Consider the following 24,098-nt stretch of genomic DNA (forward strand, 5'->3'; position numbering starts at 1 on the left):
GGCCGGCGGCGCGAATCCGCGCCGCCGGCGTCACACCGACGCGCCGCCGTCAGCGACGGCGCGTTGCTTGGTCCCGCGCCGCGCTCAGGAGTCCAGCGCGGCCGCGCCGTCGGCCGCCTTGTCGCCGGCGGGCTTGGTCTCGGCCTTGGCCAGGATCCGCTGCAGCACGTCCTGCACGATCGGGCTCTTGCCGGCCACGCCCTCGATCGCCTTGCCCACCGACAGCGCCTTGGCGAAGGAATCGAAGAACGCGCCCTCGCCGCCGACGATGTCGATGTTGGCTTTGCTGAGCGCGGCCGACAGCACCTCGGACTGCTCCTTGGCGATCTCCTTGTTGGCCTCGATGCCGGCGATGGCCTGCTCGAAGCTCTTCTCCAGCTGCATGCGGAACTCTTCGTGCGCGCGGGCCTGGTCGCTGAGCGAATCCAGCGCGCCGAACTTCTGCGCCAGGCCTTCGGCCTCGGACTTGAACTTCTGCAGCAACACTTCGGCTTCCGACAGGCCCAGGGCCTGGGTCGCCTTGGCCTTGGCCGCACCGAGCTGCTCCTCGCCGCGCGCCTGCGCGAACAGGTTCTCTTCCAGCACCTTGGCGTCGGACAAACCCTGCTTCTGCTTGGCGTCGGCCTGCGCCTCGATCACCCGCGCCTGCGCCAGACCCTTCTCCTGCTCGCCCTTGGCTTCCGCGCCGAGGGTCTCGGCGATCACCCGCGCCTTGGCCAGGCCTTCCTTCTCGGCCGCGGCCGCGGTGACCTCGCGCACCCGCGCGTCGGCCAGGCCGGGCGCGGCGCGCTCGGCCTCGATGCCCTCGGCGAGCTTCTTCTTGGCCTCGGCGGTCTTGCCGGCGGCCTCGAACTCGGCCTGGGCCAGCGTGGTCATCTCCACCGCCTTGTGCTTGGACGCGGTCTCGTCGGCCTCGGCCTGCTTGACCTGGCGCACCAGCTCTTCCTCGGCCAGCGCCTGCGCGGCGAGCACGGCGACCTGCTTGGCGCGGTCGGCCTCGGACACCTGGCGCACTTCCTTGATGCGTTCCTCTTCCTGCGCCACGGTCTTCTCGACCGCGATGCGCTCGCGGATGACGTTGGCGATTTCCTTGCGCTGCTCTTCCAGCGCGCGTTCCTTCTCGATCCGGTTCAGCTCGACCTCGCGCTCGCGCGAGACCACTTCCAGGTCCTTGGCGCGGGTGACCTTCTCGACCTCGATCACCACCGCGCGCTGGCGGTTCTGCTGCGCCACTTCGACTTCGCGCTGGCGGTTCTGCTCGCGGATGTCGATCTGCTCCTGCGCGGCGATGCGCGCCTGCTCGGCCTTCAGCCGCTCCTCTTCCTGGACCTTGGAGGTCTCGGCCTGCTCGCGCGCCTGGATGGTCTGGATCTCGCGCTTCTGCCGCGCCTCGGCGTCGGCCTGCTGGCGTTCCAGCGCCAGCATCGCCTCGCGGGTCTCGACGTTCTTCTTGGTGATCGCCAGCTGCTCGTTGCGCTCGAGCTCGTTGGTGATGACGTTCTGCGCCGCGGTCAGCTCGGTGATCTTGCGGATGCCCTCGGCGTCGAGGATGTTGGTCGGATCCAGCGACGCCTTCGGGGTCTGCTCCAGGTAGTCGATGGCGACGTCTTCCAGGATGTAGCCGTTGAGGTCGTTGCCGATCACCTCGATGATGCGGTCGCGGAATTCCTGGCGGTTCTCGAACAGCTTGACGAAGTCGATCTGCTTGCCGACCGTCTTCAGCGCCTCGGAGAACTTGGCGTTGAACAGCTCGTTGACCGCGGTGCGGTCGGACGCGCGATCCACGCCGATGGCCTTGGCGACCTTGAGCACGTCCTGCTGGGTCTCGTTGACGCGCAGGTAGAAGGCCACGGTGATGTCGGCGCGCATGTTGTCGCGGCAGATCAAGCCGTCCTTGGCCCGGCGGTCCACTTCCAGGGTGATCAAGGAGATCTTCATGAACTCCTTCTTGTAGATCACCGGATACACCAGCGCGCCGGTGAAGTGCACCTTCGGCGTGGAGGACATGTCGTTGACGATCAAGGCCGTGCCTTGCGGCACCTTGATGTAGAAGGCCTTGAACATCAACAGCATGACGAAAATCATCAGTACGACGACAACGATCACGGCGCCGATGATCATCAAGTTTTCCATTTGCATCTCCCTATGACACGACTGCATGTCGCGGCCGAGAAGGCGGCGACGGTTCGATGGCGGACGGCGGGCTTCAGCCGCCGCGGAATTCGTCTTCGCTGACCACGCGGTAGGCGTTCTGGTCTTCGATGTATTCGATCAGCACGACCCGGTCGCCGCGCCTGAAGCGCTGCGGGTCCTCGTCGCGGATCTGCAGGATCAGCCCGGCGCCGCCGTCCTCGACGCTGGCGGTGCCGGTGGCGCGGTTGACCGGGCTGCGGATGGTCGCGACCTGGCCGAGGATCGGCCGCGGCGGGCCCGGCTGCATCTTGCGCAGCAACTTGCGCAGCGGGCGCAGCGCCAGCGCGGCGACCGGCAGTGAGATGCAGAAGTTGACGAAGATGATCGCCGCGCCGGCGGCGATGCGCAGCGGCGTGCCGGGCACCAGGCGCAGCAGGTAGATGTCGGCGTAGTAGGTCAGCACCCAGCCGACCAGCACGATCACGCTGACGACCACGGTGATCGGGATGCCGCCCAGGCCCAGCCGCATCAGCGGGTCGAAGATGCCGTGCTGCGGATGGTGGGCGCCGTCGACCAGGGTGTGGTCGCCGAAGCCGTGCGCGCCGTGGCCGTGGCCATCGCCGCCGATCCAGCCGTCGATCATTTCGCCGCCGGCCAGCCCCACCGCCGACAGCAGCCAGTAGCCCACGACCACGCCGAGCAGGACGGTGTAGAACGCCGTCGGCAACGTCAGGATCGTGCTGAAGAATTCGCCCATGTCGTGTTTCTCCCCCGCTTGCCGCATCGCCCGCGGCGCCTGCATGAAACCGGCCGACCCCATGTCGACCGGCCGTGTCGATCCGTCTGAGTCAGCCCGGCAGCTTCTGCCGCAACCGCGCCAGCACCGCTTCGGCGCCGGCGCCGTCGGGCATGATCCCCGCGTCGCGCAATTTGCGTTCCAGCGCGCCGCCTTCTTCGTGGCGCGCCAGTTCCGCCGCCGCCTCGATCCGCGCGCCGCGCTCGGCCTGCTTGAGCTTGATCCGGGCCAGCGAATCCACCGCGGTCTGCAGGCGGTTCTGCGGCCCGGCGTAGCGCTGCGCAACCGCGGCCTGGGCGCGCTGCATGCTTTCGGTGGCCTTGACCGTGTCGAGCTGCTGCTTGAGCCGGCGGATGTTGCCCTCGGCCATCGCCACCGACTTGCGCAGTTCGGCGACGCTGGCGGCGAGCTGGCCCAGGTGCGCCTGTTCCTGTCCGCGCGCGGTTTCCAGCGCGGCGATCTTGTCGGCCACTTCCAGCGCCAGGCCTTGCTCGTCGGATTCCAGCGCCTTGAGCGCGTAGCCTTCGTATTCGTCGATCTTGTCCGCGCGCTCGGCCAGCGCGCGCTCGGCCAGGGTATGGCGCGCCATCAGGTGGGCCAGCGACTCGCGCGACTGGCGCAGCTCGACGTCGCAGTCGCGGATCTCCTGGTCGAGGATGCGCAGCGCCTGGCTGTCGGCCCAGGCTTCGCCCAGTTCCTGCGCGCCGGCGCGCACCGAGGTCAGCAGCTTGCTCCAGATGCCGTTGTGCTTGGCCATCACGCCGCCTCCAGCAACTGCGTCTCGTAGGCTTCGGTGGCCTTGATGACGTTGTCGGCCAGGGTCTCGATCTCGTAGAGCACGTTCGACAGCGACGAGGACGCGCTCAGCGCGCCGAACATCATGTACACCGCCTCGCCGTCGGCGAGGGTCTCGATGCCGATGGTCGACAGCGGAAACACCTTGTGGGTGCGCAGCACTTCCTCGTTGAAGGCGGCGGCGTCGCGCACGTGCGCGACCGGCCACAGCAGCGCCTCGACCACGATCTGCTCGCCGACCACGGCCACGAACAGCGGCAGGTCGCCGTATTCGGCCATCACCAGGTGCAGGCTCGGCTCGGCGCCGTCGATCAGCTCGATCTGCGAGTCGCCGTAGACGAATTCCTCGACCTGGCACAGCGCGTCGTAGAGCCCGCTGGCGGTCCAGACCTTGCCGTCGTTCATGTCCCTCTCCACCTGTCCGCGCCCCGCCGCCGCACCGCGCGGCTGCCGCATCCGCTTCTCCACCGCCAGCAGTTCGTCGGCGAACTCGGGCAGCACCCACAGCTCTTTCTTGACCAGCCCTTTCTCGCGCAGGCGTTCGCGGTGGCGGCGCTGGTAGTAGGCGGAGGATCGGCGTTCCATGTCGGCCACGTTAATTCATCACATGTGACACTGGCAAGCTGTGACATGTGAGAGCCGACGAACGGCGGAGCACGGCGGCTCGGCTCGCTCGGGCGTCTTTACAGTCAAGGGCTTAGGCATGGCTCAGGCGCGGCCGGGAGGTCGCGCCGGTATGGGCGGGTTCGCGTTTGCGGCTTGCGCCGCTCCTGCAGGGGAGCGGCGCGGGCCGGCGGTCAGGCCGGGATGCCGTGCTGGCGGCGGGCTTCGTCGATGCGGCGCTGGACCTCGGGGTCGAGGACGCCGAGTTCGGCCTGCTTGAAGATGTTGCCGAGCACGCGCTTCTCGTCCTCGTCGACGGTGGCGTCGCGCAGGGCGAGGTCGAGCAGCTTCTGCAGTTCGCTCACATCGAGCGTGCCGTCGTTGGTGAACACCGGGATCGAGGCGAGCGCGATCTCGAGGTGGCTCTTGGGCTGGGCCATGCGGCAACTCCGTTGCGGGTAAGGAATCCTGGTGCGGCGGCCGTCGCGGCCTGCGCGTAATGGCTCCGACTATAGCAAGCCCGGCGCGCGCTTCGGCCGTTTACGACCGGCGCGCGACGTCCGCGTACGTGCGCACGCTGCCCTCGACCGTCATCGCGCCGAGCTGATTCACCGTGTTCTGCGCGACGGCGTCGGTACCCATCGGATCGACCGCGGGCGCGCGGCCGGGCGCGGGCTCATCGCGCATCAGCGACGGCGTCGCGGTGGCGCCGACGCTGTTGAGCCGATCCATGGTCGTTTGCGACCAGGCGCCAGTGCCCTTGGCCGACGCGCGCGCCGCTTCGGCGCGCGTCTGCGCCGTGTCCGCGGCCGCTGCGGCTGCGTCGGCCGCGGCCCTGGCGTTGTCGCGCGCCTCGACATTGGCCGGCGAGGCGTCCTCGCGCGCCGCCTCCGCCGCGGCCTTGGCCGCCGCCGCCGCGTCGTCGGCGGCCTGCTGCGCTACGGCCGCGGCGTCTTCCGCCGCTTGCGCCTGGCTTTCGGCCGCCTCGCTGCCGGGCGGCGCCTTGCCCGCATACGACGCGGCGCGGTCGGCGCGCTCGGCCGCAGCCTCGGCATCGCTCTGGGCGGCCGCGGCGCGGCCCTCGGCCGCGGCGGCCCGGCCCGCGGCGCTGTCGCTGCCGTTCGCCGCGCCGGAATTGCCGGCCTGGTTGCCGCCTCCTACGCCTCCTACCGACATGGACCTTCTCCTTGTCCTGCGGCCCGATGCGGCCGTTGCATCGCGACCATAGGTCGCGGCCGCGATCGCCACTACCCAGGGCTGACCCGAGGGGTCCAGGCGTCACCGGGGCGGAGCGCGCGCATTCAGCCGCCGCGGACGCGCTCAGCGCGATCGCAACGACGGGCGGCGAAGGAAGCGGTGGAGCCAGCGCGACGGGCCGGCGCCGCAGAAGAGACGAACTGGGCGCAGCGAGCGCGGCCGCGATCCGGCGCGGCCGCCGCGGCGCGGCGCGCTTCAGTCCTGCCCGCGCAGCAACGCTTGCAGCGCGTGCCGCGGCAGCTTGCCGGTCTCGTTGCGCGGCAGCGCCGCGACCTTGCGCAGCGGCCGCGGCAGGAACACCGGGTCGACGCTGCGGCGCAGCGCGGCGAGGATCTGCGCTTCGTCGAGGTCCGGCGCCACCGCCAGCGCGGCGATCCGGCGCACGCCGAAGGCATCGGCCTCGTCGAGCTGGAACACCGCGCCGTCGCGCACGCCGTCGATCGCCAGCAGTTTGCGGGTCAAGTCGCCGAGCGAGGCGCGCTTGCCGGCGATCTCCAGCAGGTCGGCGGCGCGGCCGCGCAGGTGGAAACGGCCGTCGGCCTCGACTTCCATCAAGTCGGCCAGCGCCACCGGCTCGGGCAGGTGCGGGGCGTGGATCGCGGTGCCGTCGGGCTGCGGGCACACGCGCACGCCCGGCAGCGGTGTCCACGCCTGCTCGCGCGCGGTGCGGCGGCGGGCGAACACGCAGGTCTCGGTGGAGCCGAACACTTCGCGCACTTCGCAACCGTAGCGGCGCTCGGCCTCCAGCGCCAGTTCCTGCGGCAGCGGCGCGGTGGCCGAGACGATGCCGGCCAGCGCCGGCAGCGCGACCTGCGATTCCACCAGCGCGCGCAGGTGCACCGGCGTGGTCACCAGCAGCGGCGGCGCCGACGCGTCGGCCAGCGCGCGGGCCACATCGCCGGGGAAGAACGGGCGCTGCGCGTGCACGGCGATGGCGCCGAGCAGCGGCAGCATCACCGACATCTCCATCCCGTACATATGCTGCGGCGGCACCGTGGCCACCACTTCGGTGACGCCGTCGGCGCGCAGCAGGTCGTGCAGCGCGGCCAGGTTCTGCGCGGTGCTGGTGCGGAACGCGCCCCAGGTCTTGGGGTTGGGCTTGGGCTGGCCGGTGCTGCCGGACGTGAAGCCGATCGCCACCAGCGCGGCGTCGTCGACCGCCAGCGGCTCGCCGTCGAGCTGGGCGAGTTCTTCGTCCATGCGCAGGTAGCGCGGCGGCAACGGCGTGAGGTCGAGATCGCCGATGCAGTAGCTGTCGGGATAGCGGCCGAGCACGTCGTCCACGGTCGCCGGCGCGCGCGAGGACGGCAACAGGTTGACCTGCCCGCGCACCGCGGCCGCGCACAGCGCGACCAGAAAGCGGTAGCGGTTCTCGCACAGGTTCACCGCGTAGCGCGCTTGCGGCAGGCGCGCGGCCAGGGCGCGCACTTCGCGCTCGAAGCGTTCGCAGCGCACCGCGCCGTGCGCGCCGAAGGCGAGCGCGCGCGAAGCGCCGTCGGCGAGCGGCGTGCCCGCAAGCAAGGGCCGCAGCCGCGGCGAAGCCTCGCCGCTGGGCGAAGAAGCGTGGCCGTCCTGGCTCGGATCGATGACCGCTGACATTCGGTGTGTTGGTTCCGCTGTATTGCCTGAAACTTGCCGGGCGCCGCCTGATCGCAGGCTGACGCGGCGCCGTCGCGCGGCCGTGGCCCCGCCGGCGGCCCGCGCGCACGACGCCGCGCCCCCGCGCGGCCATCGTGGCTGGAACCCGATCCCCTGGGGTTTAGCTTACGCTGACCGGCCCGCCGCACGCCAAGCCCGCGCCCGTTCATGTCCCTGTCCGCTGGTTCAACCCCGCCTGCCGCCGCGCCGCGCTGGACCTGGCTGCCGCACCCGCACGGCGAGGCCGCCGAGCCGCTGGCGCGCGCCTGGCTGGCGGCCGAACTCGGCGACGCCGGCCTGCAGGTCGAGCGCGACGCCCGCCAGCGCCCGCACCTGCGGCCGCCGTACCAGGGTTGGGACTGCAACTGGAGCCACAGCGGCGAGCGCCTGCTGGTGGCGCTGGCGCGCGGCGGCCGGGTCGGCGTCGACCTGGAGCGGCTGCAGCGGCGGCCGCGCGCGCTGGAGATCGCACGGCGCTACTTCACCGCGCGCGAGGCCGACTGGCTGGCGCTCCAGGCCGACCGCGACCTCGCGTTCCTGCGCCTGTGGTGCGCCAAGGAAGCCGTGCTCAAGGCCCACGGCCACGGGCTGTCGTTCGGGCTGGACCGGCTGCGGTTCGAGGCCGACGACGGCGGCCTGCGGCTGGTCGAATGCGACGCCGAACTCGGCGCGGCGCAGGCATGGCGGCTGCAGGAGATCGCGCCCGGCCCGGGCTACCTCGGCGCCCTCGCCTGGCGGCCGCAGGCGCCGTAGGCGCGGCGCGAGCCGGGCCCCACCGCAGCGACCTACACAAGCGCGGCGGCCGAAACCAGGGCGGCCGGCGATTGCGGCGGGAAGAGGCGCGACTTCGGACCGCGGGCGACATTTCGCAGCGGCGCCTGGACGCGGCGGGCGCCCACTCCCGCAAGGGCTTCGGCCAGCGCACCGCCTTCGGCGATAATCGCCGCGATGAACGCCCCCACTTCCCTACCGCCCGGCCTGCGCGGCGAGCTCGAGGCCGGCCTGTCCGCGCTCGCGCTCGACCCGGCGCTGGCCGCGCCGCTGCTGGACTACCTGGCCCTGCTGGCGCGCTGGAACCGCACCTACAACCTCACCGCCGTGCGCGATCCGCGCGAGATGGTCGGCAAGCACCTGCTCGATTCGCTGGCCATGCACCGCTACGTCGCGCCGCTGGCCGCGCGCGGCGGCGCCCTGGCCGACCTGGGCACCGGCGCCGGCCTGCCCGGCATCCCGCTGGCGATCGTCCAGCCGGGCCTGCGCGTGACCCTGGTCGAGAGCAACGGCAAGAAGGCCCGCTTCATGCGCGAGGCGCTGCGCCAGCTCGGCCTGAAGGACGCGCGCGTGGCCGAGTCGCGGATCGAGGCCTTCGCCGAGCCGGGCGCCTACGACGCGATCACCGCGCGCGCCCTGGCCACGCTGCCGCTGATCCTGGAACTGGGCGGGCACCTGCTCAAGCCCGGCGGCGCGCTGCTGGCGATGAAGGGCGTGCGCCCGGACGAAGAGATCGCGGCCCTGCCGCAGGGCTGGGAAGTGCGCGCGGTCGAGCCGATGGCGGTGCCGGGGCTGACGGCGGAGCGGCACATGGTGGTGGTGGGGCGGGTCGGCGAAGCCTGATCCGGCGCCGGCGGGCGCGGGCGCGGACGGGTTCGTCGGTATCGCCGCCCGCAGCGGCCGGCGCAGGCGACGCGGTCGCGGCCGGCGCCGCCGCAACAAAGCGCGGCGGCCGGCTCCATACGCCTTCTTGCCGATGCGTCTGTTGACCCGCGACGCGGGCCGCGCCCAGGCCGCTTCAAGCGCGCGGCGGCCCGGGCGGGCATAATCCCCTGTCCGGTCGGCGCCCGACGCCGCCCGCAGCGCATTTCTTCTTCATCACTCCGGAACAGCAGGGGACGAGCCGCATGGCCCGCATCATCGCCGTCGCCAATCAGAAAGGCGGGGTCGGCAAGACCACCACCGCGGTCAACCTGGCCGCCGCGCTGGCCGGCACGCCCAAGCGCGTGCTGCTGGTCGACCTGGACCCGCAGGGCAACGCCACGATGGGCAGCGGCATCGACAAGCGCCAGCTCGAGGACTCGATCTGCGACGTGCTGCTCGGCGAGGCCGACGCCGCCGCCACGATCGTCCAGGCGCCGGAGGGCTTCGACCTGTTGCCGGGCAATATCGACCTCACCGCGGCCGAAATCCGCCTGATGAGCGAAGATGCGCGCGAGCAGCGGCTCAAGCGCGCGCTCGGCCCGCTGCGCGGCAACTACGACTTCATCATCGTCGACTGCCCGCCGGCGCTGTCGCTGCTGACCTTGAACGCGCTGACCGCGGCCGATTCGGTGATCGTGCCGATGCAGTGCGAGTACTACGCCCTGGAAGGCCTCAGCGCGCTGATGGAGACCATCGACGCGCTCAAGGCCCAGCTGAACCCTTCACTGGAAATCGAAGGGGTGTTGCGCACCATGTTCGACGTGCGCAACAACCTCGCCAACGCCGTCTCCGCCGACCTCACCGCCCACTTCGGCGAGCGGGTCTTCCGCACCATCGTGCCGCGCAACGTGCGCCTGGCCGAGGCGCCGAGCTACGGCCAGAGCATCGTCGGCTACGACCGCGCCAGCCGCGGCGGCATCGCCTACCTGGGCCTGGCCGGCGAAGTGCTGCGCCGCCAGCGCGAGCGCGACCAGGCCGCCGCCAAGACCGCGCGCACCGCCACCGCGGAGACCCCGGCATGAGCCATCCCGCCAAGAAACGCGGCCTGGGCCGCGGCCTGGAAGCGTTGCTCGGCCCCAAGGCCGCCGCCGAAGCGCCGACCCTGGTCGAGGCCCAGCCCGGCGACCTGCTGCGGCACCTGCCGGTGGATTCGCTGAGCGCCGGCAAGTACCAGCCGCGCAAGCACTGGGACGAGGAAAAGCTCGCCGAGCTGGCCGAGTCGATCAAGGCCCAGGGCGTGATCCAGCCCATCGTCGTGCGCGAGATCGGCGAACGCGGCGGCAAGACCTACGAAATCATCGCCGGCGAACGCCGCTGGCGCGCCTCGCGCCTGGCCGGGCTGGCCGAGATCCCGGTGGTCATCCGCGAAGTCGACGACCGCACCGTGGTCGCGATGGCGCTGATCGAGAACATCCAGCGCGAAGACCTCAACCCGCTGGAAGAAGCGCAGGCGCTGACCCGCCTGATCGACGAATTCGACCTCACCCACGCCCAGGCCGCCGAGGCCGTGGGCCGCTCGCGCGCGGCGGTGTCCAACCTGCTGCGCCTGCTCGAGCTGCCGGGCGAGATCCGGGTGCTGGTGGAGACCCGTTCGCTGGAAATGGGCCACGCCCGCGCGCTGCTGACCCTGGCGCCGCAGGCCGCAATCGCCCTGGCCCGCCAGGCCGCCGAGCTGGGCTGGTCGGTGCGCGACGTCGAACACCGCGTGCAGCAGCTCGCCGCCGGCAAGATCCCGGTGGCCGGCAAGCCCAAGCCGGCCAAGCTCAAGCCGCAGGCCGACATCGTCACCCTGGAGCGCGAGCTGTCGGAATCGCTCAACACCAAGGTCAACGTGCTGCACGGCCGCGGCGGCAAGGGCCGGCTGGTGATCCACTACACCGACCTGGACTCGCTGGACGGCGTGCTGGAAAAGCTGCGCGGCAAGGTCGAGGCCTGACGAAGCGCCGCACCGAAAGCGCCTCGCCCCGAAGCCCGCCCGCCCCACCTGAGCCCCACCCGCAACGCCCGGCCCGACAGCCCGCGCCGCCGTCTGCGCCCCATCTCCTTCAGCTCGCTGAACCGAGTACCGGCTCGACCGTTTATCCCTAGCCTGAGCGCGCCGCCCTCGCGGCCGCAGCCGCGGTTTCTTGTGCAAGCAAGACCGGATTGCGTGGGGTAATCCACTAAACTTGTGTCTCCGTTCCCCGCTGCCTGCCTTGCCGGATCCCGTCCGGCCGGGCGCTGGGCGTCGTCGGTACGGCACGAACACGCACCAACAATCCACCGAGCAAGGAGACGCAACGATGAAATGGATGGCCGCTGCAGCGCTGATGCTGGCCCCGGTCCTGGCCTGGGCGCAGACCGGTACCTGCCCCGAGTTCAAGAACCCGGAGCTGAAGTGGAACCAGCGCCAGGGCGACAACTACACCCTGTGCTATGCCGAGCTGCCCGGCACCCTCGGCGCCAGCACCGGCTTCGGCATCTACCTGGGCCATCGCACCTTCAAGCCGGACAAGAAGGCCAAGGCCGAGAAGGGCACGGTCGGCGCCCAGCAGGTGCAGTGGTACACCAAGGCCACCCCCGGCAACGCGCGTCCGTACTCGCGCGAGGCGATGATCGTGGTCCCCGGCGCCAAGCCCAAGAGCAAGCTCAAGGTCTACGCCTGGATCGACGCGAGCAGCGCCGAGCAGCTCAACCAGGCCTTCGCGATCGCCCGGCAGGTGGCGGTACAGTAAGGCTCCGTCGCGGCGCTACCGGGCGACCTGCCTGGTAGCGCGCCTGGCGACCGAGGCAAGGATGTCGTCGTGATCCCGCTGTACCTGCTTGCCGCGCCGTTGCTGCTGGTACCGCCGTTGCCCGCGTTGGCGCCCGCGCCGCCGGAACCGCCGCTGCGCGGTCCGGTCGGCTGGTATGCGCCGCTGGCGCCGACCCGCGAGCCGACCCTGCCGATCGCCGATCCGCTCGCGCTGTGGGCGCAGCCGAGGCTGCCGGGCGCGGCCGCGCCGGCCTGGCCGCTCGACGCCCGGCCACCGCCGGGCGACCGGTGGGTCAGCATCGCCTGGGCGCCGATGACGGCCGACCCGCAGCCGATCCCGTCGCCGCCGCCGCAGGGCCACCCGCTGCGCTGGGCCGATCCGCTCACGCCGATCGACCTGCCCGCCGGCATCGCCGCCGTGCACGAAGGGCCGCCGCAGTTGCCGCCGCTGCCGTCGCCGGACGAGTACGACGTCCATTGCCCACCGCTGCCGGCCGGATCGGGCCTGCGCTGGCGCCACCAGCGCGGCCCGGACTTCGACGTCTGCCGCGCCGCGCCGGCTCGCGGCGGCGCCGACACGCCGCGCCTGGCGATGTATGTCGGCAACTGGCCGGACTTCGAGCCCGCCTCGCGCACGGTCCTCGCCCGCACCCGCCTGCGCGGCCGCCCGGTGCGCTGGTTCCGCGCCAGCGGCGGCGGCGAGTTCGCCCGCGAAACCCTGTTCGCCGCCCATGGCGGCCGCTACGGCCGGGTCTTCCACGTCTGGATCGTCGCGAAATCGGAACAGGAATTGAGCGACACTTTGCGCCTCGTCAGCCGCCTGTCCTTCGAATGACCATCCTCGTCACCGGCGCCGCCGGCTTCATCGGCGCCAACGTCTGCCGCGCGCTGCGCGCCCAGGGCCGCGCCGTGATCGGCCTGGACAACTACAACGACTACTACGACCCGCAGATCAAGCGCGACCGGGTCGCCGCGCTGTGCCCGGACGTGGACATCCACGCGCTCGACCTGACCGACCGCGACGGCCTGGCCGCGCTGTTCGACCAGGCCGGGATCGAGCGCGTGGTCCACCTGGCCGCGCAGGCCGGCGTGCGCTATTCGCTGAGCAACCCGCACGCCTACGTCGACAGCAACCTGGTCGGCTTCGTCAACCTGCTGGAACTGTGCCGCCACCGCGGCGTGCAGCACTTGGCCTATGCCTCGTCCTCGTCGGTGTACGGCGATTCGGCCACGCCGCCGTTCTCCGAGGACCAGCGCATCGACCAGCCGCGCTCGCTGTACGCGGCGACCAAGGCCGCCAACGAGCTGATGGCCTACACCTACGCCCAGCTCTACGGCCTGCGCGCCACCGGCCTGCGCTTCTTCACCGTGTACGGCCCGTGGGGCCGGCCGGACATGGCGCCGCTGCTGTTCTCGCGCGCGGTCCTGGCCGGACGCCCGATCGAGGTGTTCAACCACGGCCGGATGCGCCGCGACTTCACCTACATCGACGACATCGTCGCCGGGGTGATCGGCGCCCTGGACCACCCGCCGCAGGACGCCCCGCCGCACCGGGTGTTCAACCTGGGCAACCACACCCCGGTCGAGCTGGAGCGCTTCATCCAGGTCATCGAGGACGCCGCCGGCCGCCCGGCGCAGAAGGTCTACAAGCCGATGCAGCCCGGCGACATGGTCGAGACCATGGCCGACACCGCCCGCGCCCGCGCCGCCTTCGGCTTCGAGCCGGCCACCTCGATCGAGGCCGGCCTGCCCGGCGTGGTCGCCTGGTGCCGCGACTATTTCGGCGACAATGCCTGACATTGGCCCGCGTTCAGCGGCGTTAGGCAAGATTTGACCGACGTTCGCCGCCGCCCCCGGATTCCGACCGAGCCTGAACAACGGCCGGCGTAAGCTCCGCGGTTTGCGCCGACGGCGCGGGCGCGGACAATAAATACTTAAAGCCTCTGCAGTCTGCTATGCGCTTTGCGCACGCTCCCGGCATGCGGCCGCTGCGCGCCGGACGTCCCCAGAATTTCCTCGAGCGTCATCCATGACCCAAACCCCACAACTGTCGGTCGTCGTCCCGGTGTTCAACGAACAGGACAACGTCGCGCCCCTGGTCCAGGAAATCACCGCCGCGCTGCGCGGGGTGACCGATTTCGAGATCGTCTACGTGGACGATCACTCCCGCGACGGCACCCTGGCGGCGCTGGAAGCGCTCAAGGCCGGCGTACCCGAGCTGCGCGTGCTGCACCACGTGACCCAGAGCGGGCAGAGCACCGCGGTGCGCAGCGGGGTCCGGGCCGCGCGCGGCGCCTGGATCGCGACCCTCGACGGCGACGGCCAGAACGACCCGGCCGACATCCCCAAGCTGCTGGCCAAGCGCGCCGAATCGGCGCCGCAGTTCAAGCTGTTCGCCGGCTGGCGGGTCAACCGCCAGGACTCGGGCAGCAAGCGCTGGGCCTCGAAGTGGGCCAACGCGATCCGCAGCCGCATGCTGCGCGACGACACCCCCGACACCGGCTGCGGCATCAAGCTGTTCGAGCGCGCCGCGTTCCTGGAACTGCCGTACTTCGACCACATGCACCGCTACCTGCCGGCGCTGATGCAGCGGGCCGGCTACCAGACCGTGAGCGTGCCGGTGAACCACCGCGCGCGCGGCGCCGGCGTGTCCAAGTACAACAACCTCAATCGCGCCCTGGTCGGCATCAGCGACCTGCGCGGGGTGGCCTGGCTGATCCGCCGCGGCAAGCTGACCCAGATCGTCGAGCGCTGACCGGACCCCCGCCATGGACTTCATGAATTCGCCGATCGAATGGCTGAACTGGACCGGCCTGCATATGTCGCCGTGGAAGCTGATCGGCTTGGTCGGCGCGGTCATGTTCGGCGGCCGCTGGCTGGTCCAGTTCGTCGCCAGCAAGCGCATGGGCAGGCCGGTGATCCCGCGGGTGTTCTGGTACATGAGCCTGGTCGGCAGCGCGATGACCCTGAGCTATTTCCTGTTCTCGCAGAAGCAGGACTCGGTCGGCGTGATCCAGAACCTGTTCCCGGCGTTCACCGCCGCCTACAGCCTGTACCTGGACATCAAGCACCGCGGCTGGAAGCGGGACCGGGCCACGCACTGAGGCCGGCGGGCCAGGATCTCAGTCCCGCCTGCGAACCCACTCGCCATCGCCGCCGCCGGCGGCTTGCCAGGGCTGTGGATAACCCCCATAATGCGCGGCTCGCTGTGTCCGGCGCATCCCTCGCGGGTGCCCGGGCGGTCCCGGAAGCGCGATTCCGGCCGCCAAGGTGCAGACGAGGTGTCCACCCGTATCGCGCGGTGCCTTCGCGGCATCGGGGCCGCCGCCTCCCTGGCTAAGGGAAGCAACCAACCTTTAGAGGTGCGCAATGTCCCGCGTATGCCAAGTAACGGGCAAGCGAACGACGACCGGCAACAACGTCTCGCATGCCATGAACAAGACCCGCCGCCGTTTCCTCCCCAACCTGCACGAGCGCCGTTTCTGGGTCGCCAGTGAGAACCGTTGGGTGAAGCTGCGCGTTTCCGCCCACGCCCTGCGCACCATCGACAAGAACGGCATCGACGCCGTCCTCGCCGAGCTGCGCGCCCGCGGCGAAAAGATCTAAGGAGGATCGACCATGGCTTCCAAGCGCGACAAGATCCGCCTGATCTCGACGGCGAACACCGGTCACTTCTACACGACCGACAAGAACAAGAAGAACACCCCGGGCAAGATGGAGATCAAGAAGTACGATCCCGTCGTCCGCAAGCACGTGATCTACAAGGAAGGCAAGATCAAGTGACGCAATGGCGCGTTCGCGCATAGCGCGGACGCCTTTGCCATCGCGTCATCCCCGCGAACGCGGGGATCCAGAGCCTTCAGAGAGAACCCGCCTACCCGGCGGGTTTTCTTTTGCGCGAACGCATCAGCCCATCGGCAGGGCATCGTGCCTGCGGCGCGATCTGTCGCTCCGCGGTCGCGGCTCGCGCCGCTCCTACAGGGAGCCCAGCCCGCTTCGCGGCGTTCGGGGCCTGAAGACGAACCCGCCTGCACGGCGGGTTTTCTTTTTGGCCCGAGGGCGTGCGCTTATCGGCAGGACATCCTGCCTGCGGCGCGATCGGTCGCTTCGCGGTCGCGGCTTGCGCCGCTCCTACAGGGAGCCTATCCCGCTTCGCGGCGATCGGGGCCTGACGACGAACCCGCCTGCACGGCGGTTTTTTTGGCGTGGCGGCATGCGTCCGTCGGCATCGCGCTTACGGCGCGATCTGCCGCTTCGCGGTCGCGGCTTGCGCCGCTCCTACGGGAGCCTGCGCGGCAAACGGGTTGCTCCTGTAGGAGCGGCGCAAGCCGCGACCGCGACACCGCAACCGCGACGCAAGCCGCTACCGCAACGACCGTGGGAGGGACTTCAGCCCCGACGCTGTCGCCCGCGCTCGCCCCTCGCGGCGATGCGACCCGACCAAAGTGCGTCGCCGCCGAAGCCCCTCCCATGGATTCCGATTCACCCCGTCACGGCACCACGCCGCCGAAGTAGCTCGACACCTGCGGCCAGATCAGCTGCATCTTCACCCCGCGGTTGGGCGCCGCCGCGTTGCAGTTGCCGCCGAAGTGGTGCAGCGCCACCACCTTGTGCGACGAGCGCGCCAGCACCGGCGAGCCGGAGTTGCCGCCTTCGGTGTCGCAGTAATAGCCGGCGTCGGTATCGGTGCCGTAGCCGTCGGCATCGGCGTCGATGACCTTGCAACGGCCGCCGCCGTCGCGGTCGCTGACCACCGACAGTTCCTTCATGCGCGTGTCGGGATGGCCGCTGATGTAGATCTCCTCGCCGACCACCGGCTTGCGCACGTCCAGGCCCAGGTAGCCGAAGCTGGAAATGCTGGCGAAGTTCTTCACCGTCAGCAGGGTGTAGTCCAGGGTCTGGTTGGTCTTGAGCATCTGGTCGCCGGCGACCTTGGTCAGCGCGCCGCTGGCGGTGCCGGCGCAGGTGGTGGCCTGGTAGTTGAACCAGAACTCCGAGCCGGCCACGTCGGCGGCGCTGTCCAGGCAGTGGTTGTTGGTGAAGATGCGGTTGTCCGGCCCGACCCGCCACGCGGTGCACCACTTGGTGCCGTTGAGCAGGATCAGCGCGACCGGCTTGGAACGCGCCACCGCGGTGGCGTCGGTGCTGGCGTAGCAGGCCACCGGGCGGCTGTCCTTGGCGCCGCAGATCGACTTGGCCGAGCCGGCGGCATTGAGCAATCCGGCATCGCTGAGCTCGCCCATCATGGCCTGCGGAAAGCCTTCGTCGTAACGCTCGATGCGCACGCCGTGATGCGGCGCCCACGGCTCGGTCGGCGTGCCGGTCAGGCGCAGCACCGCGGTGTCGCCGGCCACCGACATCGCGCCGAAGCGGGTCTTGCCGTCTTCGCCGAGCGCGGCGTCGACCGTGTAGCGGCCCAGGTCGCCCTTGCGATAGCGGTGGACCTCGCGGCGCTGCGGATCGGACACTTCCAGCACTACGCCGGCGGGCAGGTCGAAGCCGGCGAAATGCACCTTGATGTAGGCCGCGTCGGCGGCGTGGATCTTCACCGGCGCCGACCACGCGGACTTGGACAGGCCCGAGTGCGCGCCCAGGCGCAGGTCGGCCGCGCGCGACTGGCCGGCCAGCGACGGCCCCGGCGTCGCATCGGCGGCCAGCGCCGGCGTCGCCAGCATCCAGCCCAGCAGCGCGACGGCCAGCGCGCGCGGTGCGGCATTCGAAAGATTCATCGTCGTCATCTCCGTGTTGCGAATCGACGCTCTCCGCAGCTCCACGATGGACTTGCAGGCGTCGCGAACGAGCTTGCACAGCGGCGAGCGCGCACGGACGCCGCGCGCGCGGCGCGAACCGCGTCGAAGCGTGATCGGCATCGGATTCGACCGGCGGATGTCGCGAACTTGAATCCAGCGCATGCCAGCGCTGTGCGCGCGGTGTTAACGCGAAGCGACGATGCGGCAAAGAAAAACCCGCGCGATCGCGCGGGTTTTTCCGACCGTTCGTACGCACGCGCGAACGCGCTGCGCTCAGGGAATCACGCCGCCGAAATAAGTCGACACCTGCGGCCAGATCAGCGAGATCTTCGCGCCCGAATTGAAGCAGCCGCCGAAGTGGTGCAGCGCCAGCACCTTGCCGCTGGAACGCGCGATCACCGGCGAACCCGAGCTGCCGCCCTCGGTGTCGCAGTAGTAGCCCACGTCGCTGTTGGCGGCGTTGCCGGTGACGCTGGGCGCGTCGACGCGGCACTTGCCGGTGCTGTTCTGGGTGTCGGCGACGCTCAGCTCCTTCATCCGCCCGCCCGGGTGGCCGGCGATGAACAGGCCTTCGTTCGCGGTCGCCGCGCGCGGATCCAGGCCCAGCGAGCCGAAGCTGGAAATGGTGGCGAAGTTCTTCACCGTGAACAGGGTGTAGTCGAGCGTGGTGTCGGTCTTGAGCATCTGGTCGCCGGCGACCTTGGTCACCGTCGCCTGCGCACCGGTGCAGCTGCTGCGCTGGTAGTTGAACCAGAACTCGGCGCCGGCCACGCCGGCGGCGCTGTTGATGCAGTGGTTGTTGGTGAACATGCGGTTCTGCGAGCTCACCCGCCACGCGGTGCACAGGCTGCCGCCGCTCATGACCGCGCGCGCCACCGGCTTGGAGGCGTTGAAGGCCTGGGTGTCGCTGGTCGCGTAGCAGGCCGCGGCCTGCTTGTTGTCGGTGCCGCAGATCGACTTGGCGCCGACGTCGGTGCTCAGCAGGCCTTGGTTCTGCAGCTCCGGCAGCATGTCTTCCGGATAGCCTTCCAGGTAGCGCGAGACCTTCACTCCGTGATCCTTGCGCCACGGCTCGCGCGCGGTGCCGACCAGGCGCAGCACCGCCACGGGCCCGGAGATCGACATCGCCGAGAAGCGGGTCTTGCCGTCTTCGCCGAGGTCGGCGGCGACGGTGTGGCCGTCGCGGTGGTCGGCGCTGTAGCGATAGACCTCGCGGCCGTCGGGGCTGGCGACTTCCAGGGTCACGCCGGCCGGCAGCGAGAAGTGCTCGAAGTTGACCTTGATGAAGGACGCGTCGGGCGTGCGGATTTCCACCGCCTTGGCGCCTGCCTCGACGCCGGCGCGGCCGACCCGGCCGGGCTGCGCGCCCAGTTGCAGGTCGGCGGCGCGCACGTCGGCGATCTTGATCGGCGCCGGCGCGCCGGGCGCGGTCTGCGCCGCGGCCGGCAGCGACAGGCACAGTGCGCTGGCGAGCAGCGCGGGCGCGAGCAGTTTGGGCATTGCGTGGTTCATTCGCTGGTCCCTCCTGGGATGTGGCGGCGCGAACACGACACGAGGCGATGTAGCGGACAGGCGCACGCGGCCGCGCCGCGCGGCGAGCGCGGCGGACGGCGTGGCGAGTGCTGGCGCCGGGGCGGTTGAGGTGGCGCACGGCAGGGGTCCCCGCCGTGCGCGGGCGACCTTGGCAAATGCCGCCGCGGCAAACCGTGATCGCGGTGGGGTCCGCGGCGCGCGCGGGCGCGCGCGTGACCGAACCTTGATAGGCCGCTCAGCGCGACTGTGGCGCGGGTGGAGGGCGTTCAGGGCGTTGTGGGTGAAGGGGTGCGCGTTGCGGCAGGACAGCAATGCTTGAACGGGTGGGAGTGGGGCTCGGATTCGGATTCGCGAGGGTTGTTGGAAGTCGTTCGTGCAACGGCGCGGGGGCGTCTTTGCCGTCATCCCCGCGAAAGCGGGGGCCAGGGCCGCATCGCGGCATGGCTCTGAAGTCTCTGGATCCCCGCCTTCGCGTGGATGACGTCCTGGCAGCAGCGTCGGTTGTTGGGGGATGGCGCCGTGGCAGCAGCGTCGGCTGCTGCGGGATGGCGTCCTGGCAGCAGCGCCGGCGGTCGTGGGAGAGCCTTCAGGCCCGACGCCTTCCGCCCGCGTCGCCCGACGGCCCGGCGCGCCGAAAGCGCTTCTCCCAAAGTCGCATCCGCTCCCCGGCCCGGCCCAGGCGGCCAGGCCGTACACTCGAGCGACCTCACCACCCGGCACCCGCGCCCTTGATCCCCGGCTGGATCCTGCTGCTGGTCTCGGCCGGCTACGTCGGCCTGTTGTTCGCGGTCGCCTACTACGGCGACCAGCGCGAGCGCTCGCCGCGCGCGCGCTGGCTGCGCACGGCCGTGTATTCGCTGGCGCTGGCGGTGTACTGCTCGTCGTGGACGTTCTACGGCGCGGTCGGCACCGCCGCGCGCACCGGGCTGGGCTTCCTGCCGATCTACCTCGGCCCGCTGCTGATGCTGGCGTTCGGCTGGCGCATCCTCGAACGCCTAGTGCTGATCTCCGGCGAACACCGCATCGTCTCCATCGCCGACTTCCTGTCCTCGCGCTACGGCCGCGCGCCGGGCCTGGCGGCGCTGGTCGCGGCGGTCGCGCTGACCGCGGCGGTGCCGTACGTGGCGCTGCAGTTCAAGGCGGTGGCGATGAGCGTGCAGGTGCTGGCCGGGGTGCCCGCCGACGCCGGCCTGCTCGCCGATCCGGCGTTCTACGTGGCGATGATGCTGGCGGTGTTCGCGATCCTGTTCGGCACCCGCCGGGTCGACGCCACCGAACACCACCACGGCATGGTCCTGGCGGTGGCGCTGGAATCGCTGGTCAAGCTGATCGCCTTCGTCGCCATCGGCGTGTTCGCCTTGGTCCACCTGCCCGGCCTGGGCGACTACGGCGCGCGCATGCAGCAGGCCGCGCGCGTGGTCATGCAGCCGGGCCTGCCCGACGGCTTCATCACCCAGACCCTGCTGGCGTTCACCGCGATCGTCTGCCTGCCGCGCCAGTTCCATGTCGCCGTGGTCGAATGCCAGGACCCCAACGACCTGCGCTCGGCGCGCTGGCTGTTCGGCGGCTACCTGGCGCTGATCAGCCTGCTGGTGGTGCCGATCACCCTGGCCGGGCAGGCCGTGCTCGGCGGCTCCGGGGTGTCGCCGGACACCTACGTGCTGGCGCTGCCGCTGCAGCTGGACCAGCAAGCGCTGGCGCTGATGGTCTACATCGGCGGCTTCTCCGCCGCCACCGGCATGGTGATCGTGTCCTCGGTGGCGCTGTCGACCATGGTCAGCAACGACCTGGTGATGCCGCTGCTGCTGCGCAGCGGGCTGCTGCACGAAGCCCCGCACCAAAGTCCGGGCATCGACCGCCAGGTGCTGTGGGTGCGCCGGGTCACCATCGTGCTGCTGGCGCTGATGGCCTATGGCTACCACCGCGCCTCGCTCGGCGCCAACGGGCTGGCCCAGCACGGCCTGCTCGCGTTCGCCGCGGTCGCCCAGTTCGCCCCGGCGCTGATCGGCGGCCTGTACTGGCGCGGCGCCAGCCGCGTCGGCGCGCTCGCCGGCCTGTTCGCCGGCACCGTGGTGTGGGCCTACACCCTGCTGCTGCCGGCGCTGAGCCGGATCGGCTGGATCGACCAGCGCTGGCTCGACACCGGCCCGCTCGCCCTCGACTGGCTGCGTCCGGAACAGTTGTTCGGGCTGGTCGGCTGGGACCCGCTGACCCACGGCACGTTCTGGTCGCTGCTGTTCAACGTCGGCACCTTCCTGTTCGTGTCCGCGCGCCAGCGCCCGCGCCTGCAGGAACAACTGCTGGCCGCGCCGTTCCTCGACCCGTACGTGCGCCGCCCCGCGCTCGGCCCCGGCGGCTGGGCCGGCAGCGTGCGCGGCGGCGAACTGCTGGCGCTGGCCGAACGCATCGTCGGCGAGCGCCACGCGCGCCGCGCGTTCGAGGACTACGCGCGCCAGCAAGGCCGCGAATGGCAGCCCGAACAGCCGGCCGACCGCGCCCTGGCCCAGTTCACCGAACGCCTGCTGGCCGCGGCGATCGGCGCGGCCTCCGCGCGCCTGACCCTGACCAGCGCGCTGCGCGGCTCGGGCATGGAACTGGGCGAAGTGGTCGCGCTGCTCGACGAGGCCAACCAGGAGCTGCGCTTCAACCGCCAGGTGCTGTCGACCACGATGGAGAACATCAGCCAGGGCGTCAGCGTGGTCGATCCGCAGATGCGGCTGGTGGCCTGGAACCGGCGCTACCAGGAACTGTTCGACTATCCCGACGGCATGCTCTACGTCGGCCGGCCGGTCGCCGACCTGCTGCGCTGGAACGCCGAGCGCGGCGAGATGGGCCCGGGCCGGCTCGACGAGCCCAGCATCGACGAACTGGTGCGCCGGCGCCTGGCCCACCTGCGCGCGGGCGCGCCGCACGTGTTCGAGCGCGTGCGCCCGAACGGCCAGGTGATCGAGATGGTCGGCCGGCCGCTGATCGGCGGCGGGTACGTCACCAGCTACAGCGACGTCACCGACTACAAGCGCGTCGAACAGGCGCTGCGCGAGGCCAACGAGAACCTGGAGCAGCGCGTGGAGCAGCGCACCCAGGAAGCCGAATCGGCGCAGCAGTCCAAGACCCGCTTCCTGGCCGCGGTGAGCCACGACGTGCTGCAGCCGCTCAACGCCGCGCGCCTGTTCACCACCGCGCTGCGCGAGAGCGACAGTTTCGACGAACAACGGCGCCTGGCCGAGCGCGTGGACGCCTCGCTGCGCGCGGCCGAAGACCTGCTCGACGGCCTGCTCGACATCTCGCGCCTGGACGCCGGCGCGCTGCGCCCGGAGCCGAGCGACTTCGACGCCGGCGAACTGCTGCGCGAGCTGGCCGCGCAGTACGCGCCCAGCGCCGGCGGCCGCGGCCTGGAACTGCGCGTGCGCGCGCCGCTGGGGGCGATGCCGGTGCGCAGCGACCGCCGCCTGCTGCGCCGCGCGCTGCAGAACTTCCTCGCCAACGCGCTGCGCTACACCCGCGAGGGCGGAGTGTTGCTGGCGGCGCGCGCGCGGCCGCATTTGCATCGGATCGAACTGCAGGTGTGGGACACCGGCCCCGGCATTCCCGAGCACCACCTGGACCAGATCTTCGACGAGTTCCGCCGCTTCGACCAACCCGGCAGCGGCGGCGAACGCGGCCTCGGCCTGGGCCTGTCGATCTGCCAGCGCATCGCCCGCACCCTCGACCACCCGCTGCGGGTGCGCTCGCAGATCGGCCGCGGCAGCGTGTTCTCGATCAGCGTGCCGTGCGGGCAGCCGCCGCGCGAACCCATACCGGCCGATGCCGCCCACCCCGGACTGGCCGATTCGCTGGCCGGCCTGCGCGTGCTGTGCATCGACAACGACCGCGAGATCCTCGACGGCATGCGCGCCCTGCTCGACCGCTGGGGCGCCGGCGCGCTGCTCGCGGCCACGGTCGACGACGCGCTGGCGTTGCTGGACGAAGCCCCGGACGTGGCGCTGGTGGACTACCACCTGCACGACCGGCTCGACGGCCTGGCCACCATCGACGCGCTGCGCGCGCGCCTGGGCCGCGACCTGCCGGCCGCGCTGCTGACCGGCGACGGCAGCGACGCGCTCAAGCACGCCGCGCGCGAACGCGGCTGCCGGGTGCTGACCAAGCCGATCAAGCCGGCCTCGTTGCGCGCGTTCCTGGCGGCGCAGCGGCCGGCGGCGTGAGGCCGGCGGCGCAGCCGGAAGAGTGCGGCCGGCGCTCCGGCGTCAGCGATCCAGCGCGCGGATCGCGATGTTGCGATAGGCGACCTCGTCGCCGTGGTCCTGCAACGCGATCGCGCCGCGGCGGGCGCCGGCGAAACCGGGCCAGTCCTTGAACTTGCTGCGCGCGAGCCGCGCGTTCCAGTCCTGCGAACCGATCTCGAACGCGGCCACGCGCACGCCGTTCAACCAATGCTCGACGCGGTCGCCGCGCGCGACGATGCGCGCGGCGTTCCATTGCCCGGCCGGCCTGGCCGCGGCGCCCGCGGGCGGATACAGACCGTACAGCGCGCCGGCGCGGCGGTCGGCGCCGTTGCGCGCGTCGGGATGGCGGCGGTCGTCGAGCACCTGGTACTCGAGCGCGCTGTGGTAGATCGGCGCGTCGTCCTCGCGCACGCGGTAGAACACGCCGCTGTTGCCGCCGGGCGCGATCTTCCATTCCAGGCGCAGTTCGAAATCGCCGAATCGCGCGTCGCTGACCAGGTCGCCGCCCGCGCCGCTGCGCAGCAGCGCGCCGTCGCGCACGCTCCAGCCGGCGACCGGCTGTCCGCGCCGGCCGTACAGATGCCAGCCCTGGGTGCTGCGGCCGTCGAACAGGGCGATGAACCCCTCCGGCGCGGCGGCGTCGCGCCCGCCCGCAGGCGCCGCGCCGCTGGCGAGGACGCACATAACCAGCGCGGCGCAGATCGGACGCAAGACCGGGATCGTGGGCATGGGGATGCTCGCAAAAAGATGAACGAGGAAGGCGCCTGCGCATCCTCGCCGCGCGGCGCGAGCCGCTCAAGCGCCGGTTCCCGCGCGCGAGCCTGAATCGTTAACTTTTCCCGCTGAACGAAGCGGTTTTTCGTACGTTTTGCGGCTTGAGATCGGCCCGCGTCGCCGACACCATAAGCCCTGGATGCCTGGCCACTTCGCGTTGCGACGGA

Annotated in this window: 22 protein-coding genes; 12 read left to right on the forward strand and 10 right to left on the reverse strand. The window is 71.2% G+C overall.

All coding sequences use genetic code 11. The annotated features are described in order from the left end of the window. Positions 1 to 84 precede the first annotated feature (84 nt). The 7 genes from BLV01_RS16110 to BLV01_RS16140 all read right to left on the reverse strand — a co-directional run bounded on the left by BLV01_RS16110 (position 85) and on the right by BLV01_RS16140 (position 7,183). Entirely contained in the window at positions 85 to 2,133 is a 2,049-nt protein-coding gene (locus tag BLV01_RS16110) for a flotillin family protein (protein WP_091801855.1), read from the reverse strand. A 73-nt stretch (positions 2,134 to 2,206) separates the two neighbouring features. Next, positions 2,207 to 2,890: a hypothetical protein gene (locus BLV01_RS16115; protein WP_091801860.1), complete on the reverse strand. Its 684-nt coding sequence runs from the start codon at positions 2,888 to 2,890 to the stop codon at positions 2,207 to 2,209. Between the two features lie 91 nt (positions 2,891 to 2,981). Further along, positions 2,982 to 3,686 carry a PspA/IM30 family protein gene (locus BLV01_RS16120; RefSeq protein ID WP_091801866.1) on the reverse strand — a complete coding sequence of 235 codons (705 nt, stop codon included), beginning with the start codon at positions 3,684 to 3,686 and terminating at the stop codon, positions 2,982 to 2,984. Further along, entirely contained in the window at positions 3,686 to 4,309 is a 624-nt protein-coding gene (locus BLV01_RS16125) for a biofilm formation regulator BacA (RefSeq protein WP_091801870.1), read from the reverse strand. The genes BLV01_RS16120 and BLV01_RS16125 overlap by 1 nt, the downstream gene beginning before the upstream one ends. A 212-nt stretch (positions 4,310 to 4,521) precedes the next feature. After that, positions 4,522 to 4,767 (reverse strand): hypothetical protein, encoded by a 246-nt coding sequence (locus BLV01_RS16130; RefSeq protein WP_091801876.1) that lies wholly within the window; start codon positions 4,765 to 4,767, stop codon positions 4,522 to 4,524. Positions 4,768 to 4,867: 100 nt separating this feature from the next. Beyond that, entirely contained in the window at positions 4,868 to 5,575 is a 708-nt protein-coding gene (locus BLV01_RS16135; protein WP_139178769.1) for a hypothetical protein, read from the reverse strand. A gap of 204 nt (positions 5,576 to 5,779) precedes the next feature. Then, a complete protein-coding gene (locus tag BLV01_RS16140) occupies positions 5,780 to 7,183 on the reverse strand; it encodes an AMP-binding protein (protein ID WP_091801883.1) in 1,404 nt (467 codons plus the stop codon). A gap of 207 nt (positions 7,184 to 7,390) precedes the next feature. Between BLV01_RS16140 and BLV01_RS16145 the strand changes: the two genes are divergently transcribed. From BLV01_RS16145 to rpmG, 11 genes are all read left to right on the forward strand, one after another. Then, on the forward strand, positions 7,391 to 7,975 hold the full coding sequence (locus tag BLV01_RS16145; protein ID WP_091801886.1) for a 4'-phosphopantetheinyl transferase family protein: 585 nt from the start codon (positions 7,391 to 7,393) through the stop codon (positions 7,973 to 7,975). A gap of 195 nt (positions 7,976 to 8,170) precedes the next feature. Then, on the forward strand, positions 8,171 to 8,836 hold the full coding sequence (gene rsmG, locus BLV01_RS16150; protein WP_091801889.1) for a 16S rRNA (guanine(527)-N(7))-methyltransferase RsmG: 666 nt from the start codon (positions 8,171 to 8,173) through the stop codon (positions 8,834 to 8,836). A 284-nt stretch (positions 8,837 to 9,120) separates the two neighbouring features. Beyond that, complete coding sequence (locus tag BLV01_RS16155; protein WP_091801892.1) at positions 9,121 to 9,939, forward strand: ParA family protein; 819 nt, start codon at positions 9,121 to 9,123, stop codon at positions 9,937 to 9,939. Continuing rightward, positions 9,936 to 10,853, forward strand: a complete 918-nt coding sequence (locus BLV01_RS16160) for a ParB/RepB/Spo0J family partition protein (RefSeq protein ID WP_091801895.1) — start codon at positions 9,936 to 9,938, stop codon at positions 10,851 to 10,853. The genes BLV01_RS16155 and BLV01_RS16160 overlap by 4 nt, the downstream gene beginning before the upstream one ends. Before the next feature lie 346 nt (positions 10,854 to 11,199). Further along, positions 11,200 to 11,631, forward strand: coding sequence for a hypothetical protein (locus BLV01_RS16165; protein WP_091801898.1), 432 nt, complete (start codon positions 11,200 to 11,202; stop codon positions 11,629 to 11,631). Between the two features lie 69 nt (positions 11,632 to 11,700). Further along, entirely contained in the window at positions 11,701 to 12,486 is a 786-nt protein-coding gene (locus BLV01_RS16170) for a hypothetical protein (protein WP_091801901.1), read from the forward strand. Continuing rightward, positions 12,483 to 13,448 (forward strand): NAD-dependent epimerase/dehydratase family protein, encoded by a 966-nt coding sequence (locus BLV01_RS16175; protein WP_091801904.1) that lies wholly within the window; start codon positions 12,483 to 12,485, stop codon positions 13,446 to 13,448. The genes BLV01_RS16170 and BLV01_RS16175 overlap by 4 nt, the downstream gene beginning before the upstream one ends. A 232-nt stretch (positions 13,449 to 13,680) precedes the next feature. Then, on the forward strand, positions 13,681 to 14,406 hold the full coding sequence (locus tag BLV01_RS16180) for a glycosyltransferase family 2 protein (RefSeq protein ID WP_091801908.1): 726 nt from the start codon (positions 13,681 to 13,683) through the stop codon (positions 14,404 to 14,406). 13 nt (positions 14,407 to 14,419) lie between these two features. Further along, positions 14,420 to 14,755, forward strand: a complete 336-nt coding sequence (locus BLV01_RS16185) for a lipid-A-disaccharide synthase N-terminal domain-containing protein (RefSeq protein ID WP_091801910.1) — start codon at positions 14,420 to 14,422, stop codon at positions 14,753 to 14,755. 265 nt (positions 14,756 to 15,020) lie between these two features. Further along, positions 15,021 to 15,257, forward strand: a complete 237-nt coding sequence (rpmB, locus tag BLV01_RS16190; protein ID WP_057945844.1) for a 50S ribosomal protein L28 — start codon at positions 15,021 to 15,023, stop codon at positions 15,255 to 15,257. 12 nt (positions 15,258 to 15,269) lie between these two features. Then, positions 15,270 to 15,434, forward strand: coding sequence for a 50S ribosomal protein L33 (gene rpmG, locus BLV01_RS16195; RefSeq protein ID WP_057945843.1), 165 nt, complete (start codon positions 15,270 to 15,272; stop codon positions 15,432 to 15,434). A 707-nt stretch (positions 15,435 to 16,141) separates the two neighbouring features. On the opposite strand, the gene BLV01_RS16200 is transcribed toward rpmG, so the two are convergent. Both BLV01_RS16200 and BLV01_RS16205 read right to left on the reverse strand, forming a co-directional pair. Next, positions 16,142 to 17,380 carry a trypsin-like serine peptidase gene (locus tag BLV01_RS16200; protein ID WP_175486006.1) on the reverse strand — a complete coding sequence of 413 codons (1,239 nt, stop codon included), beginning with the start codon at positions 17,378 to 17,380 and terminating at the stop codon, positions 16,142 to 16,144. Positions 17,381 to 17,674: 294 nt separating this feature from the next. Beyond that, complete coding sequence (locus BLV01_RS16205) at positions 17,675 to 18,901, reverse strand: trypsin-like serine peptidase (RefSeq protein WP_139178771.1); 1,227 nt, start codon at positions 18,899 to 18,901, stop codon at positions 17,675 to 17,677. A gap of 761 nt (positions 18,902 to 19,662) precedes the next feature. Here BLV01_RS16205 and BLV01_RS16210 point away from each other — a divergent pair. Further along, positions 19,663 to 23,136, forward strand: a complete 3,474-nt coding sequence (locus BLV01_RS16210; RefSeq protein ID WP_091801919.1) for a hybrid sensor histidine kinase/response regulator — start codon at positions 19,663 to 19,665, stop codon at positions 23,134 to 23,136. A 42-nt stretch (positions 23,137 to 23,178) separates the two neighbouring features. Here the strand turns inward: BLV01_RS16210 and BLV01_RS16215 are convergent, their stop codons facing one another. Continuing rightward, positions 23,179 to 23,886, reverse strand: coding sequence for a 3-keto-disaccharide hydrolase (locus BLV01_RS16215; RefSeq protein WP_091801922.1), 708 nt, complete (start codon positions 23,884 to 23,886; stop codon positions 23,179 to 23,181). Between the last annotated feature and the right edge of the window lie 212 nt (positions 23,887 to 24,098).

It is taken from the genome of Lysobacter sp. yr284 (assembly GCF_900107375.1).
In the GTDB taxonomy this organism is placed as follows: Bacteria; Pseudomonadota; Gammaproteobacteria; order Xanthomonadales; family Xanthomonadaceae; genus Lysobacter.